The sequence below is a fragment of the Bradyrhizobium sp. CW1 genome, from assembly GCF_023100665.1.
GTDB classification, from domain to species: domain Bacteria; phylum Pseudomonadota; class Alphaproteobacteria; order Rhizobiales; family Xanthobacteraceae; genus Bradyrhizobium; species Bradyrhizobium canariense_D.
Map to the genome: position 1 here is coordinate 90416 of NZ_CP064685.1, position 14471 is coordinate 104886.

Sequence of the window (14471 nt, forward strand, 5' to 3'; positions counted from 1 at the left end):
CCGGGATTCTTGCTTTCGCCTACTGTGACCCAGCGTCCCCCTGCGGCCTTCTTCACCTCCGCGGGAGGTAACATTCGGAAGGTTGCTCCAACCAAGTTGCCCGAATGCCCGGAACCGGCGGTGGACTTTTTAGCCGCCGCTCTACTAGATTTCTTCACTGCCATTTGATGCCATGTCTCTCGAAAGTCGCGACTCTCATCTACAGCAAGATGTAAGACCACTCCATCCATACGAAAAGAGGAATTATGAAGTTCTTAGAGAACCACCACCGTATGGAGACGCAAAGAGCTTAAAGAAAGTATCCTCGGATCCGCACCTTAAGTAGTAGCAAAATTCTTTAGCAATTACAACAAGCAACTTCGGGATAGCGTCGCGTCCGATATACGCCCAGTATCATTTGGATTCGATCGGTCGAAAGTACGTGCGACTACTCTCCGGGAGGTCGAGCAGGTATGAGCGTGGTCCACCAAGCATTTGGTGAGCCGCCGCCAAGGAAGCTAACGCGGCCCCGTTCTGGTTTTCGTTCGGTTCGAGAAGCCTTTTTTAGTTACTCAGCGCGAAAAAAGGATTCCGGCTATTATTAGATGCGTAAAAGTGTTTTGAGCGCGAGCATTATCATGCCCAAAAGGACATACCGACCCAACTATTCGCCGCCGATCGACCCGCGGGCTCAAGAGATCAAGGCATTACGACGCGAGCTGTCCGACCTTCGCCATGACCTGATCCGACTGCAGCCTCAAGAGATTGCTGACCTGCTGTTCAGCTATTATGGCTGCACAACGAGGGCTGAGTGGGAAAAATGGAAGCGCGATACCGCCGGAGCCGTGATCCAGCACGCCAAGGTCGATCCGGCGCAGGCCTCATATCCCGGCATCGAAGAGCGCGCGGCATGCCCGTTATGTGGGGATGGCACGACCGCATTCGGCGCGCGCGGCGGGTTCGCCTACCCAGGCGGGCTGGAACGTCACCTGAGGGGTTATGGCAATATGCACCAATGCACGGTGCTCGGCACGGCATTCAAGCTCGCGGCCGATTACCTGCACGAAACGTTGCTCGCCAGTGACCGCGCCGAAAAGGAGCGCGAGCAGAAGCGACGGGAGTTGGAACCGATGGTGCAACACGCCGCGCAAGCTCCTCCGGCCTTTCTGTACCAGAACGAGTGGCGCGGCCCCGCGCGAGGCGAAGCAAAGATAGGTGAGGCCGAGCAGCGGCTACACGATCTCGGCTTCGAGATCATCATCGAGGGCAATGTTCGGACCTACAGGTTCGTCCAGGACGACTGGCTTGTCCTTGCCGATCCGCGTGGCGCCAACAAGATCGAATTCGAGGTGACAAGCCTCACCAACCCGAAGAAAACGGCGCGGCATTGGCGCGCCAACACCTTCTATATGCTCGACAGCTACGCACTCGACGTCCCCGGCAAATTCCGAAAGCGGCTCCAGGAGGCCATCGAAAGCTTCGCTGAGGCGACGAAGTCATGAGCTGTCCCGTCAAGGCCTCGCAGTCCGAGCAAGGATTCTATGAGAAGACTAGCACGCCTGGCTGGCTGCGCCTGATTGTGCACCGGCACGGGGACGAAGCCGTCTATGTCGGCTTCACCGGCTTGAGCCAATGGACCTCTAGCTTCGCCCGATGCGCAGGTGCGAAATACACGCAGATCGAGGCAAGGTTGTTTCCGAAAGAGCTAGCCGGCATCGCGGGGCACCTGGAAGCGCCGAAACTCGACCGCAACACCCGGATCGGAGGGCAACCGGCCAAGCTCGTCCGCGACCTGCTGGCCGATGCCACGAACTCCGATGGCTTTTTTTCCGATCTGGTCAACGAGCACCTCTTCAGGACATGGTGGCGCGCAACCATCAATGAGTTGATTGAAACCGGCAAGCTCGATGCATCCAATCGCGGTCACGCTCTGCGCCTTTGGACGACCGCACGCAGCCGCGGCAAGATCTTCGGGGTGCGCCTGCCCAAAGTGCCGGATTTTACCCTTCAGACGCACGGCCTGATCGGAGCGTTGCTCGCGCAGGAGCTCATCTGCGACGACCGCCGGGAGAGCGACGGCCGCACGGTCTATCGGGTCACCGACGAGGGCCACGCGACCGGGATGAAATCCCTAGTTCCTCGCATGAACCGCGCGGCCGCTGAGGCTTTGCTCGCTGAGGTCCTCGCGCGCGTTGCCAGGATCAACAATGACGGCGAGCTCCTTCACTATGTCACTGAGGTGCGCGTGTTCGGCTCCTACCTCACCGACAGCGGTGATCTCGGCGACCTCGACGTCGCCATCAAGATGGAGCGCAGGCGGATTGCGGGCGAGTGGGTGAAGGCGGCCCAGGCTCTCGCCGATAAGAGCGGCAGGACCTTGGACTTTTTTCAGAGGCTGACATTCCCGGAGACGGAAGTCCGGCGCAGGATCAAGCGCCGTTTGCCGCGCATCTCGCTGCACGACACGAGCGAGCTCGACGAGAACCCGCAGATGGGCGGCAAGGCAGTCTACAGATTCACTCCGCCCCCGGATAAGCCGCAAATCTCCTGAGGCGGGCCCTGCCGCTAGCGCCGAGCCGCGCTGTCATGCTGATCTCGCCAGCCGGCGCCGAACGGGTGGGAAAGCAGCGTGCCGACCTCGTAGCGCGCCAGTTTTCGAATCCCGCGCAGGGCAAGGCCAGAGGTCGCATAGGCGCGCGCTTCGTTGGCTCCGCGCTTGTCCCGAGATGATGTTCTGGATGCCGACGCCTGGCAGGAATGAGCGGCGAGCCTACGATGAGAGTAGACCTTCTGGATCGTCGCTTGTAAGAGGCGGGAAGAGCCACCACACTCACGCGGCGCTCTCCGCAAAGCCGCCTTCGATATAGGCTGCGGCTCCTACCTGTATGCGGCGCAAGACTTGGTGGTAAGTGGAGGAGCTTGCTTCATAGACGGTCTCTACGACCGAAGCGGGTGCAGCCTGGGGCAATGTCGCAAACGTCTCGTTGAGGACGCGCCCATCCATCTGGCTAGGGGCGACAATTCCCAAGAGATGCAGAATGGTCGGCGCGATGTCGCAGATTCCCGACGGAACTTCTGAAAGGCTGCCCGAGCGGAAGGCAGGTCCGGCGAGAATGCCGACCGCCGCCAACTCTTTAGGATGCAAGCCGCCATGTACTCCCAGTCCGATCGGCGCGTCGTTGCTCCAGGTTCGGCCGATGAGGCCGAATGGATCGAATTCACTATCGGCGCGATAGGAGAACAGGATGTCGCTGGAACGGGCATGATCTGCCATCACAAGCTGTCGCGCAAAACTGCCCGGCGCGATGCCGTCGACGTCATTTCGTCCAGCGGTGAAGATCGGTCCGCACCACGGCGCCTTGGTCATTGCTGCGACCGCCCGCCGGATCTTCAGCTCCGAGGGGTCTGCCAGATAAATGGCTCCGACCTGGCCGGGAACGAGTATCGCATCTACGTCTTGTCCGGGCGCCGAGCCGCAACGGAATCCGGCATCTCTGAGCACTTGGTGAACGTCAGCCTGCGCATGGACGCTCACGTGCCCATGATCGGAGACGGCAATGATGTGGACGTCCTGCCGCCGACCTTCAGCCTCCCACCAGTCCAGAACGCGACCGAATTGCTGGTCGGCCCAGGCGAGCGCTTCCAAGGTCCGTACCCCTGCCGTGCCGCAGTAATGAGACGAGCTGTCCGGTTCGCCAAAGGAGAGAATGGTGACGTCCGGCCGAAGCTGTGGCCAGACGATGTCGAGCAAAGCCGCCGTCAGATAGCTCTGCGCTGCGAGGTCGGGCGTTCCTGCAGGCGGGGGCGCCGGGGGTGGACCGATACGAGCATTCAGCGCCTCGAGAAGAGATCGGGAAGTCGCGAGCCGAGCGAAGTGCCCCGAGATTGTGGGATGACCGAGCGTGCGCGCCTTGTGGTTGAACAAGCGGGTTGTCCCGGCAGAATTCGAGGCGAGCACCGCGAGCGTCTTGCCGTGGGCGGCAAGAACCTCACCGAGCGATGGCACGCCCATGAGACGCCCGCCGCTCAACGTATCCAGGGTTTCGACCAGCTGGTCATCCGCCGTGTCGACGTAGCGGGACGGCACCGCTGCGCGGTCGAGGTATTGGTTCCCGACCATGCCATGGCGCCCGGGTGATGCGCCGGTAACAAGACTAGGCATCGCTGCCCGCGTTTCGCTCGGATAGACCGTGGCATTCCGGGCGAGGGTCACGCCCTGCCGCTGCAGCCTGTGAAGATGAGGAGTCGCTGTAGCGTTTATAAGATCGGGACGGAGCCCATCGAAACTGACAAGGATGACGCGTCGGGTAACAGGGTGGGTCACAGAGGCTTTCACGATAATGTCTTGTCCATGCGATCGCGCAGCCAGTCCCCGACCAGCGAGATGGACAGTGTGGTGAGCGAGATGATCAGCGAAGAGGGCACGAGTATCCAGGGCGCGCGGGTCAGATAGTCACGACCATGGCCGACCATATTGCCAAGAGAGGTGAGCGGCGGCTGCACGCCCAGACCAAGGAAGCTCAGACCACTCTCGAGCAAAATAATGTCCGGAAAGGCAAGAGTCATGGTGACGATCAGGGTTGAGGCGATGTTCGGTAGGATGTGGCGCAGGTAAAGGCGGCAAGGTCCCGCGCCCAGCTGGCGTACGGCGACCGCATAGCCTTGCGTGTTCGCGCTCATCGCGAGCGCGCGCGTGACGCGCGCGTAGCGCTCCCAGCCATGAAGGCCAAGGAGGGCCACGAAGAGCAGCAGAGAGTTACCCACGAATGCAAGTACCGCGAGCGCTAGAACGAGAAACGGCATGCTGGCCTGGAAATCGACACATGCGAGGATGACCTGTTCGACCCAGCCGCGGAGATGGGCGGCGAGAAAGCCGAGCGTGGTACCCAGGCATGCGCCTATCAACGTGGCTCCAAAAGCAATGAAAAGGCTCATCCGGATCGATATCAGTAAACGAGCCAGCAGGTCCCTGCCAAGCTCGTCGGTGCCGAACAGATGCGATACGTGCCCCCCGAAGCCAATAGGCGCAGCGAGACGATGCCGAAGATCAAGTGCGGCATAATCATAGGGAGCGAGACGATCTGCCAGGATCGCGATCACGAGCATGAGCGCGAGCCAAGCGATGGCGCCTTGCACAGCAACATTGCGCCAACGAAGTACTCTCTTCTTCTTAACGTGAGCAAACGACATCTGTCCGGCAGACATTTCCGCCATCTACGCTCCTCCAGCAGAGCGCGTATCGCGCAGACGCGGATCGAACATACCGTAAAGGAGATCGACTGCGAGGTTCGTCGCGATCATGGCGGCTGCCACCAGCAGCAAGATGCATTGGACCACAGCCAGATCGCGACTTACGACGGAGACGACGAGCAGACTGCCGATTCCCGGCCAGGAAAAGACGCTTTCGACGAGCACCGTCCCCGCGATTAAGTTGCCTACCATCAAACCCACGATGGTCAACACTGGTATGGCGGCATTGGGCAGGGCATGACCCGTCACGACTCTGCGCCATGGCACACCCTTGGCACTCGCCGTGCGGATATAGGCTTGCCCGAGCACCTCGAGCATGGCGCTGCGGGTGAAACGAGCCAGAACGGCCGCGCCGCCAAGGCCAAGCGTGACCACCGGCAGGACCATATGGCGCACGCTGCCTGCGCCCCCTGAAGGAAACCAGGGAAGCTCGACCGCAAAGGCGAGCACGAGTACGAGCCCGAGCACGAATGAAGGCACGGTGAAGCCCGCTACCGTCACCATCATCACCAGGCGGTCGGTGAAACTGTCGCGCTTGAGGGCTGCATAGATGCCGGCCGGAACGCCTAGGAGAAGATTGAGGGCGAGTGCCGGAGCAGTGAGCATCAGCGTGACCGGGATGCGTTCGGCAACAACCGTGGCGGCAGTACGCCCGTCCCGCATGGATTGGCCGAGATCTCCGTGGACGACCGCAAGAAGATATTTTACGTATTGGACCCAGAGTGGTGCATCGAGCCCCCAAGCCTTGCGAAACGCCTCGACCGCGTCGGCCGACGTTTCAGGCGACAGCATCGCGCGAGCGGGATCGCCAGAGGCTCGCAGAACCACGAAGGCGAATGTGACTACCATCGCTATGGTGAGCACGGCGCGAGCCACCCGAACCATGATGAAGCGGGTCATCAGGCGACGCTCCCAAGTTGAAGACCATCCCTGTTGATCAAATGGCAAGCGACCCTGCGTCCTGCGCCTACGGATGTGAGCTCGGGCACAATCCGTGCGCAGGCCGGAAGAGCCGCCGGACAACGTGGATGGAAGGCGCAGCCGGCGGGCCGCGCCGATGGATTGGGCGGATCACCTTGCAGGATCGTCCGCTCGCTACGCCGTCCAGGCCTGGGTACGGCAGAAACCAGCGCTTTTGAATACGGATGCAAGGGGGCGCGCAGAACTGCATCGGGCGAGCCTTCTTCGACGATCGAGCCGAGATACATCACGGCGATGCGATCACTGATCTGCCGAACGACGCGCAGGTCATGGCTGATGAAGATCATCGCCATGCGCCGCCGCTCCTGCAGGTCACGCAGAAGATTGACCACTTGAGCCTGGATCGAGACGTCGAGCGCGGACACCGGCTCGTCGCACACGATGAGGTCCGGATCAGTCGCGAGTGCCCGTGCCAACACCGCACGCTGGCGTTGGCCACCTGAGAGTTCATGAGGATAGCGCGCCCCGTGATCGGTTCTGAGGCCAACGTCAGCGAGGAGCCTATTGATCAGGTCCGCTCTTTCGGACTTGCTGCCGATCTGATGAATTTCGAGCGGTTCTGCGATTTGCGCCCCGATCGTCAACCGGCGATCGAGCGCCCCCAGCGGGTCCTGAAATACCATTTGGATTCGCATCCTGAGATGCCGCCAACGGATATCGCCCATCGCCGGCAACTCTTCTCCGCCGAAGCTGACGGTGCCCGCATCCGGTCGTTCCAGGCCAATGAGAAGCCGGCCGGCGGTGGATTTTCCGCAGCCCGATTCGCCAACAAGTCCGAGCGTCTCACCGCTGGCCAGAGACAGCGACAGTCCATTGACGGCGTGGACCGTCGAGTGACCCCGAAACAGGCCCTGGCGCAAGGAATATCGTCGGACAAGCCCATCGGCTTGGAGAAGCGGTGCGACCGTCATCGTCATGCGGCGACGGTCTCGTCCTGGCACCGCTGGCCGGTGACATGCAAGCAGGCAATTCTGTGGTCGGCATTATCCTCCACAGACGTCAATTCGACAGTGCATTCGCCACACCGGTCCGTGCGCAGGTCGCAGCGTGGCGCGAAGGGACATCCTGGCGGAAGGTCCGCCGGGCTCGGAACGACACCGGGAATGGCGGCGAGGCGCTGCCGAGGCCCGTCCAGATTCGGGAGGGCCCCAACAAGCCCGCGTGTATATGGATGAGTGGGATGGTCGAACAGACGCACGGCGGGTGCTTCTTCAATGATGTGCCCGGCGTAAAGCACCAGCACGCGCTCGCAGATCTCGGCGACAACGCCCAGATCATGTGAGATCAGGACCAGCGCCATGCCTCTTTCGCGTTGAATCTCTTGCAGAAGCTCAAGGATCTGCGCCTGAATAGTGACGTCCAAAGCCGTGGTGGGTTCATCGGCGATGAGGATGTCGGGCTGTCCCGCAAGCGCAATGGCAATCATGACCCGCTGATTCTGCCCACCGGAAAACTCGTGCGGATAGCCGCCAAGCCGTCGCGCCGCATCGGGAATGCCGACCTGATCCAGCAGACGACGCGCTTCGTTGAGCGCGCTGCGCCTGTCCATCCCACGATGGAGCTGCAGAGCTTCGCCGATCTGATCGCCCACGGTACGCACGGGATTGAGCGCGCTGGTCGGATCCTGAAAGATCATTGCAATTCGGCCACCACGCACCTGTTCCAGATGACGGGCGGGAGCATGGAGAAGCTCTTCGCCAGCAAAGCGTACGCTGCCTGCCGTCCGGGCGCGTGCCCCCAAGAGGCCAAGCGCCGCAAGCCAAGTCACCGACTTTCCGCAACCACTTTCGCCGACCATGCCCAGCGCTTCGCCACGGCGGAGACTAAGATTTATTCCACGCAGCACCGGCACCTGGTCGAAAGCGACCTGCAGCCTTGTGATCTCAAGAAGTGGTGTCATCTGAGCTCCCTGTCCTGCCAGCGTCGACGCGGCTGCTCCTCGCGGGCGGCGTCGTAGGAATTGCGGGAGCCGGGCAGCCCACGTGGTGGAGCTGCGCGCAAGCGGAGGAACGCGTCATTCATACTGATTCAGGTCCGGATCAGGGCGCTGTTGAATGGGCCGAAATTGAGATCGAGCGTCAGCCCCGGCAACCAGGGTACGTCGCGCCGCTTGCCATAGAACTGGCCGGACACATGCAAAATCACACAGGGTGGATCGACGTCATTGATAATCTCGAGCATGCGGCGGACGATTGGACGGCGCTGCTCGGGCTCAGCGGTCTCCTGGAGCTGCGCGCCCAAGGCGAAATACTCCTCGTTCTTCCAGACCCCGACCGACTTCGGCAGGGCGCCGCTGGGGCCGTATTCACGCCAGGGATGGCCGAGATGATCCAGAAACAACGCCGTGTTGGAGGTGTCGAAGATCGCCCGCACCGGCTGGCGCTGAACTTGGGCAAAGTTTTCCATCATCTCGATTTTGACGTTCAGGCCGACTGCACGCCACATCTCGATCATGGTTTGCGCGCCAGAGATCTGATTGGGGTAGTAGTTGTTGAGGAGCCGATAAATGATCGGCTCTCCTTTGTAGCCCGCCGCAGCGACCAGCTCCTTCGCCTTATCAGGATCATAAAGCAGCGCGGGGAAATCCTCGATGTAGCCCTGGCCATAACTCGCGAGTTGATAGCCATTCGGAATCGGCAGACGGTTCGCCCACAGGCTCTCGATCAAGAGCTTGCGATCGAGCGCAAGGCTCATCGCGCGGCGGATCCGCACGTCTTTCAGCACCGGATCGTTCTGGTCGAGCACGAGCGAGCGGATATTCTGTACTCGCCCGCCCGAGACCTGGAGATCGGCCCGCTTCTCGATACGCTCGAATTGATCGGGTGGGATGTCAGTGATGAGATCGAGCTCGTTGGCAAGAAGGCCGTTCACGCGCGCGGAAAGCTCGGGAATAATGCGATATTCGACGCCCTCAAATGGTGGCCGCCCGCCCCAATATGCATCGTGCGCAGTCAACGTGACATGGATGTCGAGCTTGTGATTGACGAGCTTGTACGGACCGCTCCCTACAGGAGCTGCCGTCCAGCGCTCCCACGAGCCCGCGGCGGTAAACGCGCGCTTACAGACGATCTCCGCTCCCCAGGAAGCCAGACGCTGCTCGAGCAGTGCGTCGTTCCCTTTGGCGTGGACAATGACCGTATAGGGATCGACGACATCCACTTTGTCGATCCGGTCCAGCGACTGCAGCGCATCGGACATTCCGCTGCGGCCCGGTCCTAAGAGGTGGTCGGGCCCGAGGCTAAAGGCGACATCTTCGGCAGACAGCGGGCTTCCGTCGTGGAACGCCACGCCTTTGCGCAGGAACAGCCGCAGCGACTGCGCATCAACTCGCTCCCAACGTTCGGCCAATGCCGGCCGCAGCGCCATCCCATTGGCGTGGTCAAAGCCAATGAGGCTATCAAACAGCTGTGGCATGATCCGCCGAATGGCGGTGTCGGTTGCGATGACTGGGTCAAACGTGCGGGGAAAGCCGGACATGCCAACTCTTAATCGCCGCCGGGCTGGTTTCTTGCCGTCGCTCTCAGCCCAGGCGGTGCTCGCGGTCGGCAACAAGCCTACTGCGACCGCACCAGTCAAAGCCTCTCGCCGTGTCAGATGGCTGCGGGTCATCACCGTCTCCCGGAATTCGCTTCAATCAGTACGGAACGCACAGCCTTGACCTTGCGGCGATCAGCAGATCCTCGCAGCGGTCGAAAACTAAGATCGCTGATCTCGTGCTTGCCAAACGTGTCCGACGTTAGAGCCGCGAAATACTACGCTGCGATGACATTCATCGAGTAAGTCGATGTTCACGTGCGCATATGAGATGACATGAGGCTTCCGGGCAGAGAAAGGTGCCTCCTCGGAACTGGCTCGCTCCCCATTGGGGTGAGTGAAGCTGCCTAACTAGAGAGACGTCAGCGCTCTCACTGTTAGCGCAACCAAATATGACCTCGAGTGATCGACCGTGGCGCAGAGCGATGTTCCCCCCTTTGACGCTCGAGGCAAGTCTGAGATGAAACGAGCCACGAGACCAACATCGACATGTTCGATCACTAGATCGTAGGAATGCGATCACACCATTGGTTGGCCCGCTTAAGAGCAATTAGAAACCGGCAAGATTTCCGCTTTTCACTCAGGTGCTGACTCTTGTCTCTCGTTTTAGACCGACTCAGATGTCGTCCGTCCCTCAAAAAGCCAAGATCATGACCGCTGGCGCGGCCCAATTGCGCGATCAGGGCGCCGAGGTGACCCCGCTCAGTGAAGGCCAGCCGAATCCGCGAAAGAAGGGTTGCCCGATGTCCTCCGTCAAACGCCTTCGTACTCGCCTGAACGAGACCAGTCTCATCCATGTCATGGCCGCCCATAGCCCTCTTTCGGCTCTGCTGGCCGAAGAGGCCGGGTTCGATGCTTTGTGGGCATCGGGCTTCGAACTCTCCGCGCTTTACGGTCTGCCCGATATGAGCCTGATCTCGATGACCCAGCATCTCGACATGCTGCGCTCGATCGCTGGACGCACGACGCTGCCGATCATCGCTGACATTGACACCGGTTATGGCAATGCAATCAACGTGATCCACGCCGTTCAGGAATACGAGCGAGCTGGCGCCAGCGCTGTGGTGATCGAAGACAAAACCTTTCCGAAAGTGACGAGCCTTATGGCTGGCGGACGCCAGGAACTGCTTCGCGTGGAGGAGTTCCAGGGCAAGATCGAGGCCGCTGTTGCGACAAGACGAGACCCAAATTTTCTCGTGATCGCCCGCACCGAAGCCCTGATTGCGGGTCTTGGCGAAACTGAAGCTCTGCGCCGAGCAAAAGCTTACGAAGAGGCCGGCGCCGGAATGGTGCTAATCCATTCGAAAAAGAAGGATGCATCAGAGATCGAAAGCTTTTCGCGCGCCTGGGGCGGATCGGTGCCGCTAGCGATCGTGCCGAACGCCTACCCGGATCTGGACGCCGAGCGGGTCAAAGCACTCGGGAATATCCGCGTAATGATCTACGGCAATTACGGTATCCGCGCTGCTGCAACTGCGATGAGAGAGACCTTCCGCCGAATCATTGCCGATGGCGGCGTCCAGAACGTCCACAAGGATATTCTGCCGGTCGAGGAGATTTTCGACCTCCAGAACGTGGATAGCGTCAAGGCGGCCGAAGCTCGCTTCCTTCGCTAGATCTCTTGTCCAGGGCGTCATTGCGTCTGAGCTCTGCTCGGGCGCAGTTTTTGCTGTTCGCCAATTGCCGTAAACGCCCCTCTCCTCCAGAAGGGGGACCGCGCAAAGAGCGATCACGCCAGCCGATTTAACGGCACGATTTCGTCGCGCCTTTGGAAACCAATGTGCGCACCTAGAAGTGAGCTCGTTCGCACGGATTGCACCGCGTCTGAGCGAAATCGCTTTCGCGCGCGACCTGCAGTTGGTATCTAGTAACCCGGCTACGAACATCGAATAATGTGATGGACTATTGATTTCGGGCAATGCCCTCCTGCGAGAACTGACGGGCATGCCCGAAATTCCGGAGCACAAAATGGCTACCGAAACGGATGAAGTGCCACTCAATGCGATCCGGGTATTCGTCACAATTGCGCGCGAGGGAAGCGTAACCCGCGCGGCTAGCGCCTTGAGAATGACCCAGAGTTCGGTCAGCCGCTACCTCGCCGTGCTGCAGGAGTATCTGGGCAGTGACCTCATGCAGCGTCGCGGCCGGCGGAGCGAATTGACGGAATTCGGACGGCTTTTTGCGAACACGGTTGCAGAACCGCTAGATACCGTTTGCTTCACCGCCAAGAGAATGCGCCGACGGAATCGTCGAGACACCAATCGGATTGTAGTCCGCACGTCACTCTCGACTTTCGCTTACGCCTTTCTGATTCCAAATCTCCAAGCTTTTTCTAATGAAATGGGCGGCGTAGTTGTGGATGTGATTAGCTCACTTTCGCAACCGACGTCGTCCGACGATTACGACATTTTGATCACACGGGATCTTTCCGTAATCGAGCCGGCAGATGATTGGGAAATCTACAACGAGCAACTCGTATGTGTGGGCTCACCAAATCACGTCGATGGCAAAAGCCTCCCGGTTGTTCGCACAGTACCCATCCTGAACATCACATCCCGGCCTGACATAATGCCGACATGGCTGCGGGCCATGAACCTGACCCCAAAGGATATAAAATCGGGAGCGCGATATGATCACAATTACCTGGCCCTGCCGGCGGTGATGACGGGCAAATGTCTTCTCGTCGCGCCCGAAATCATTGTAAGTGACCTGGTACGTGGTGGAGCTCTCAATGTGATTCCACGATCGCGCACTCCCAGCGGCATGCAGTATCGCGCCTATGCTGTCGACCGAGGCGATAATCCCGAAATGTCTCGCGCTTTTTGCCGGTGGCTCGTTCGTCTTTGTAAGAAGACCGCCCTTGCGGAGACGGCATAACATTGTCGTAGCAGCATTCCAATTTGCTGAACATCTCACCTGGCGCCCGCTTTTCTTGAACGTGAGAGCAAAGCCCACAACGCGAAGCTCGGCCCTTCCTCTGGACCAAGAAAAAGGTCCTTCAACGTCGTTTGAAAGCAGCCGTATCACTCAGCCCTGATTTAGATACGAATTGCAGAAGGCCCCCGGCGGGCATGCCGGAGGCCTCCTTGGAGGTTTTCTTCGTTCTTTGAGCCCTCTTTTCTCCTTCCGCTGGTTTAGACAGAGCCTCACCAGTTCCGCTGAGCCCGCAAGAGCAGGGTCACCGTGCTCTGATCTTTCAATTCGTAGGGGGCCGCCGGCTTGGCGACCGCAGACTGCACAGGCAGTGTCACTGTACTTCCGCTCGCGTACTTTTGGTCGAGCATGGTGTAGGCGAGATCTGCCGTGAAGGTCAGGTTCTTGACCGGCGTCCAGCGCGTGACGACGCCAACAACCCCATAGTTGAAATCAGGATTACAGCCAGCATTGCCGCTCGACAGCGCAAGGTTGGCTACGAATGCACCGCAGATGTAGCCCTTGGCTGCGCTGTTATACCGAACGGCGCCCCAGCCCCCGTAGATGGCACTATTCCAATGAGGATCCCAGTTGTGTGTGTAACCAGCATGGAAGCCGTACGTCGTGGTTAGCTCCTGGCCCGCACCGGCAACGAACACGGAGTCAGACAAGCCCGCCAGGCCGACGCTCTGATAAGCACCTGCCAGCCCCGTGCCGCCGTACATCGCGTAAGTGGTTGGCATCAAATCGTTGAAGTTGTAGCGGGTCGCGCCGTTGGTATAAGCGCCTGACACGTTGATCGTGTCACCGGCTCCAGTCGGGATGTTCTTGATTGACAAGGCCAAAGCAGCAGCCCAGCCCCACTTGTCGTCCGGATGCCCGGTCGCTTCGTCGCCACCGTAGTACCCAGCATGGTTGTCGTGCGCCGCGAACGACGCCTGGAAGAGACCCCACGCCTGGTCAATACGAACCATCGCGATGAGGTCTGGAGACGATGAACCGCCGATGTTGTTAGTACCGTACGCACCGGTGGCGAGAGCGGCCGCCGTTGCTCCGCTTACATTCCAGAGATTGGTCGTGCCGTAGGCGACCTGATCCTGGGCTGAGAAAGCGGCCGTGATGCCTTGTCCGAAGTCAGCGGTATAGGTGAACTGGTTCACGCCGGTGACCCATCCGCCGCCGCCCGGAAGATCATCGAACTCGTTGCCTGGATAGTTGGTCCAGGGCGCCGAGAACTGTGAGACGGCCTTACCCATCGTAAAGCCTGCGAACTGGATAAAGGCGGAGTAGACGCCGAGCGAACCACCAGCGACCTGTGAAGCTGTCGACGTTGTGTAAGCGGTCGCCCCATTGACGGCACTCGTGCCGGCGCCAGTATAGCCGCCTGACGTCCAGGTGAACACGCCCGAGAAATAGGTGCGAACGAGGCCGTACTCAGTCGCGGTGCGCGTGTCGATGCTCAGTCCTTCACGCGCGCGCCAAGTGTAGCTATTGCCTAGACGGTTGCGTGCTCCCGCTACGCCATTGGCGGCCGGGTCAAAATCGCTGTTGCTATTCGCGACAACGTCAGCGCGCAGATATCCGCCAAGCTTGATGCAAGTGTCCGAGCCAGGGATGTAGTAGAAGCCAGCGCCGTACAGTGAGCAAACCTTCACGTACTCCACTGCTCTGGCTTTGACTGGCAGGTCAGCAGCTTGTGCCCCACTCGACGCGAGAGACGCCGACGCAAGAGTCAAAACAACATTCTTGATTGTTCGAAGTAAGCGAAAGTTCGTTTCTGAGAGTGTCATTGTCCCTATCCACTGGAGGTCAGC

General features: G+C 60.0%; 11 protein-coding genes. 4 read left to right on the top strand and 7 right to left on the bottom strand.

The features are described from left to right. The first annotated feature begins 584 nt into the window (after positions 1-584). Entirely contained in the window at positions 585-1481 is an 897-nt protein-coding gene (locus IVB54_RS40025; RefSeq protein ID WP_247777628.1) for a hypothetical protein, read from the top strand. A 188-nt stretch (positions 1482-1669) separates the two neighbouring features. Continuing rightward, positions 1670-2530: a hypothetical protein gene (locus IVB54_RS40030; protein WP_247777629.1), complete on the top strand. Its 861-nt coding sequence runs from the start codon at positions 1670-1672 to the stop codon at positions 2528-2530. Positions 2531-2809: 279 nt separating this feature from the next. On the opposite strand, the gene IVB54_RS40035 is transcribed toward IVB54_RS40030, so the two are convergent. The 6 genes from IVB54_RS40035 to IVB54_RS40060 form a co-directional block, all read right to left on the bottom strand. Next, positions 2810-4315 (bottom strand): alkaline phosphatase family protein, encoded by a 1506-nt coding sequence (locus IVB54_RS40035; RefSeq protein ID WP_247477406.1) that lies wholly within the window; start codon positions 4313-4315, stop codon positions 2810-2812. Next, positions 4312-5169 (bottom strand): ABC transporter permease, encoded by an 858-nt coding sequence (locus IVB54_RS40040; protein WP_247477412.1) that lies wholly within the window; start codon positions 5167-5169, stop codon positions 4312-4314. Before IVB54_RS40040 ends, IVB54_RS40035 begins: the two co-directional genes overlap by 4 nt. A 24-nt stretch (positions 5170-5193) precedes the next feature. Next, positions 5194-6129 (bottom strand): ABC transporter permease, encoded by a 936-nt coding sequence (locus IVB54_RS40045; protein WP_247540975.1) that lies wholly within the window; start codon positions 6127-6129, stop codon positions 5194-5196. After that, entirely contained in the window at positions 6129-7127 is a 999-nt protein-coding gene (locus tag IVB54_RS40050; RefSeq protein WP_275996000.1) for an oligopeptide/dipeptide ABC transporter ATP-binding protein, read from the bottom strand. Before IVB54_RS40050 ends, IVB54_RS40045 begins: the two co-directional genes overlap by 1 nt. After that, on the bottom strand, positions 7124-8110 hold the full coding sequence (locus IVB54_RS40055; protein WP_247477404.1) for an ABC transporter ATP-binding protein: 987 nt from the start codon (positions 8108-8110) through the stop codon (positions 7124-7126). The genes IVB54_RS40050 and IVB54_RS40055 overlap by 4 nt, the downstream gene beginning before the upstream one ends. A 128-nt stretch (positions 8111-8238) precedes the next feature. Further along, positions 8239-9819 (bottom strand): ABC transporter substrate-binding protein, encoded by a 1581-nt coding sequence (locus IVB54_RS40060; RefSeq protein WP_247777630.1) that lies wholly within the window; start codon positions 9817-9819, stop codon positions 8239-8241. A 668-nt stretch (positions 9820-10487) separates the two neighbouring features. On the opposite strand from IVB54_RS40060, the gene IVB54_RS40065 reads away from it, so the two are divergent. Together IVB54_RS40065 and IVB54_RS40070 are read left to right on the top strand one after the other, a co-directional pair. Then, the gene (locus IVB54_RS40065) at positions 10488-11360 is read left to right on the top strand and encodes an isocitrate lyase/phosphoenolpyruvate mutase family protein (RefSeq protein WP_247777646.1); all 873 of its coding nucleotides are present in this window, start codon (positions 10488-10490) and stop codon (positions 11358-11360) included. A gap of 352 nt (positions 11361-11712) precedes the next feature. Next, positions 11713-12621 carry a LysR family transcriptional regulator gene (locus IVB54_RS40070; protein WP_247282215.1) on the top strand — a complete coding sequence of 303 codons (909 nt, stop codon included), beginning with the start codon at positions 11713-11715 and terminating at the stop codon, positions 12619-12621. A 269-nt stretch (positions 12622-12890) separates the two neighbouring features. On the opposite strand, the gene IVB54_RS40075 is transcribed toward IVB54_RS40070, so the two are convergent. Then, complete coding sequence (locus IVB54_RS40075; RefSeq protein ID WP_247477401.1) at positions 12891-14447, bottom strand: porin; 1557 nt, start codon at positions 14445-14447, stop codon at positions 12891-12893. Between the last annotated feature and the right edge of the window lie 24 nt (positions 14448-14471).

What these genes read in the sequence shown, in the direction of transcription:
- IVB54_RS40025 (WP_247777628.1), top strand. Translation starts at nt 585, where the DNA reads ATGCGTAAAAGTGTTTTGAGCGCGAGCATTATCATGCCCAAAAGGACA.
- IVB54_RS40040 (WP_247477412.1), bottom strand. Translation starts at nt 5,169, where the DNA reads ATGTCGTTTGCTCACGTTAAGAAGAAGAGAGTACTTCGTTGGCGCAAT.
- IVB54_RS40045 (WP_247540975.1), bottom strand. Translation starts at nt 6,129, where the DNA reads ATGACCCGCTTCATCATGGTTCGGGTGGCTCGCGCCGTGCTCACCATA.
- IVB54_RS40050 (WP_275996000.1), bottom strand. Translation starts at nt 7,127, where the DNA reads ATGACGATGACGGTCGCACCGCTTCTCCAAGCCGATGGGCTTGTCCGA.
- IVB54_RS40055 (WP_247477404.1), bottom strand. Translation starts at nt 8,110, where the DNA reads ATGACACCACTTCTTGAGATCACAAGGCTGCAGGTCGCTTTCGACCAG.
- IVB54_RS40060 (WP_247777630.1), bottom strand. Translation starts at nt 9,819, where the DNA reads ATGACCCGCAGCCATCTGACACGGCGAGAGGCTTTGACTGGTGCGGTC.
- IVB54_RS40065 (WP_247777646.1), top strand. Translation starts at nt 10,488, where the DNA reads ATGTCCTCCGTCAAACGCCTTCGTACTCGCCTGAACGAGACCAGTCTC.
- IVB54_RS40070 (WP_247282215.1), top strand. Translation starts at nt 11,713, where the DNA reads ATGGCTACCGAAACGGATGAAGTGCCACTCAATGCGATCCGGGTATTC.
- IVB54_RS40075 (WP_247477401.1), bottom strand. Translation starts at nt 14,447, where the DNA reads ATGACACTCTCAGAAACGAACTTTCGCTTACTTCGAACAATCAAGAAT.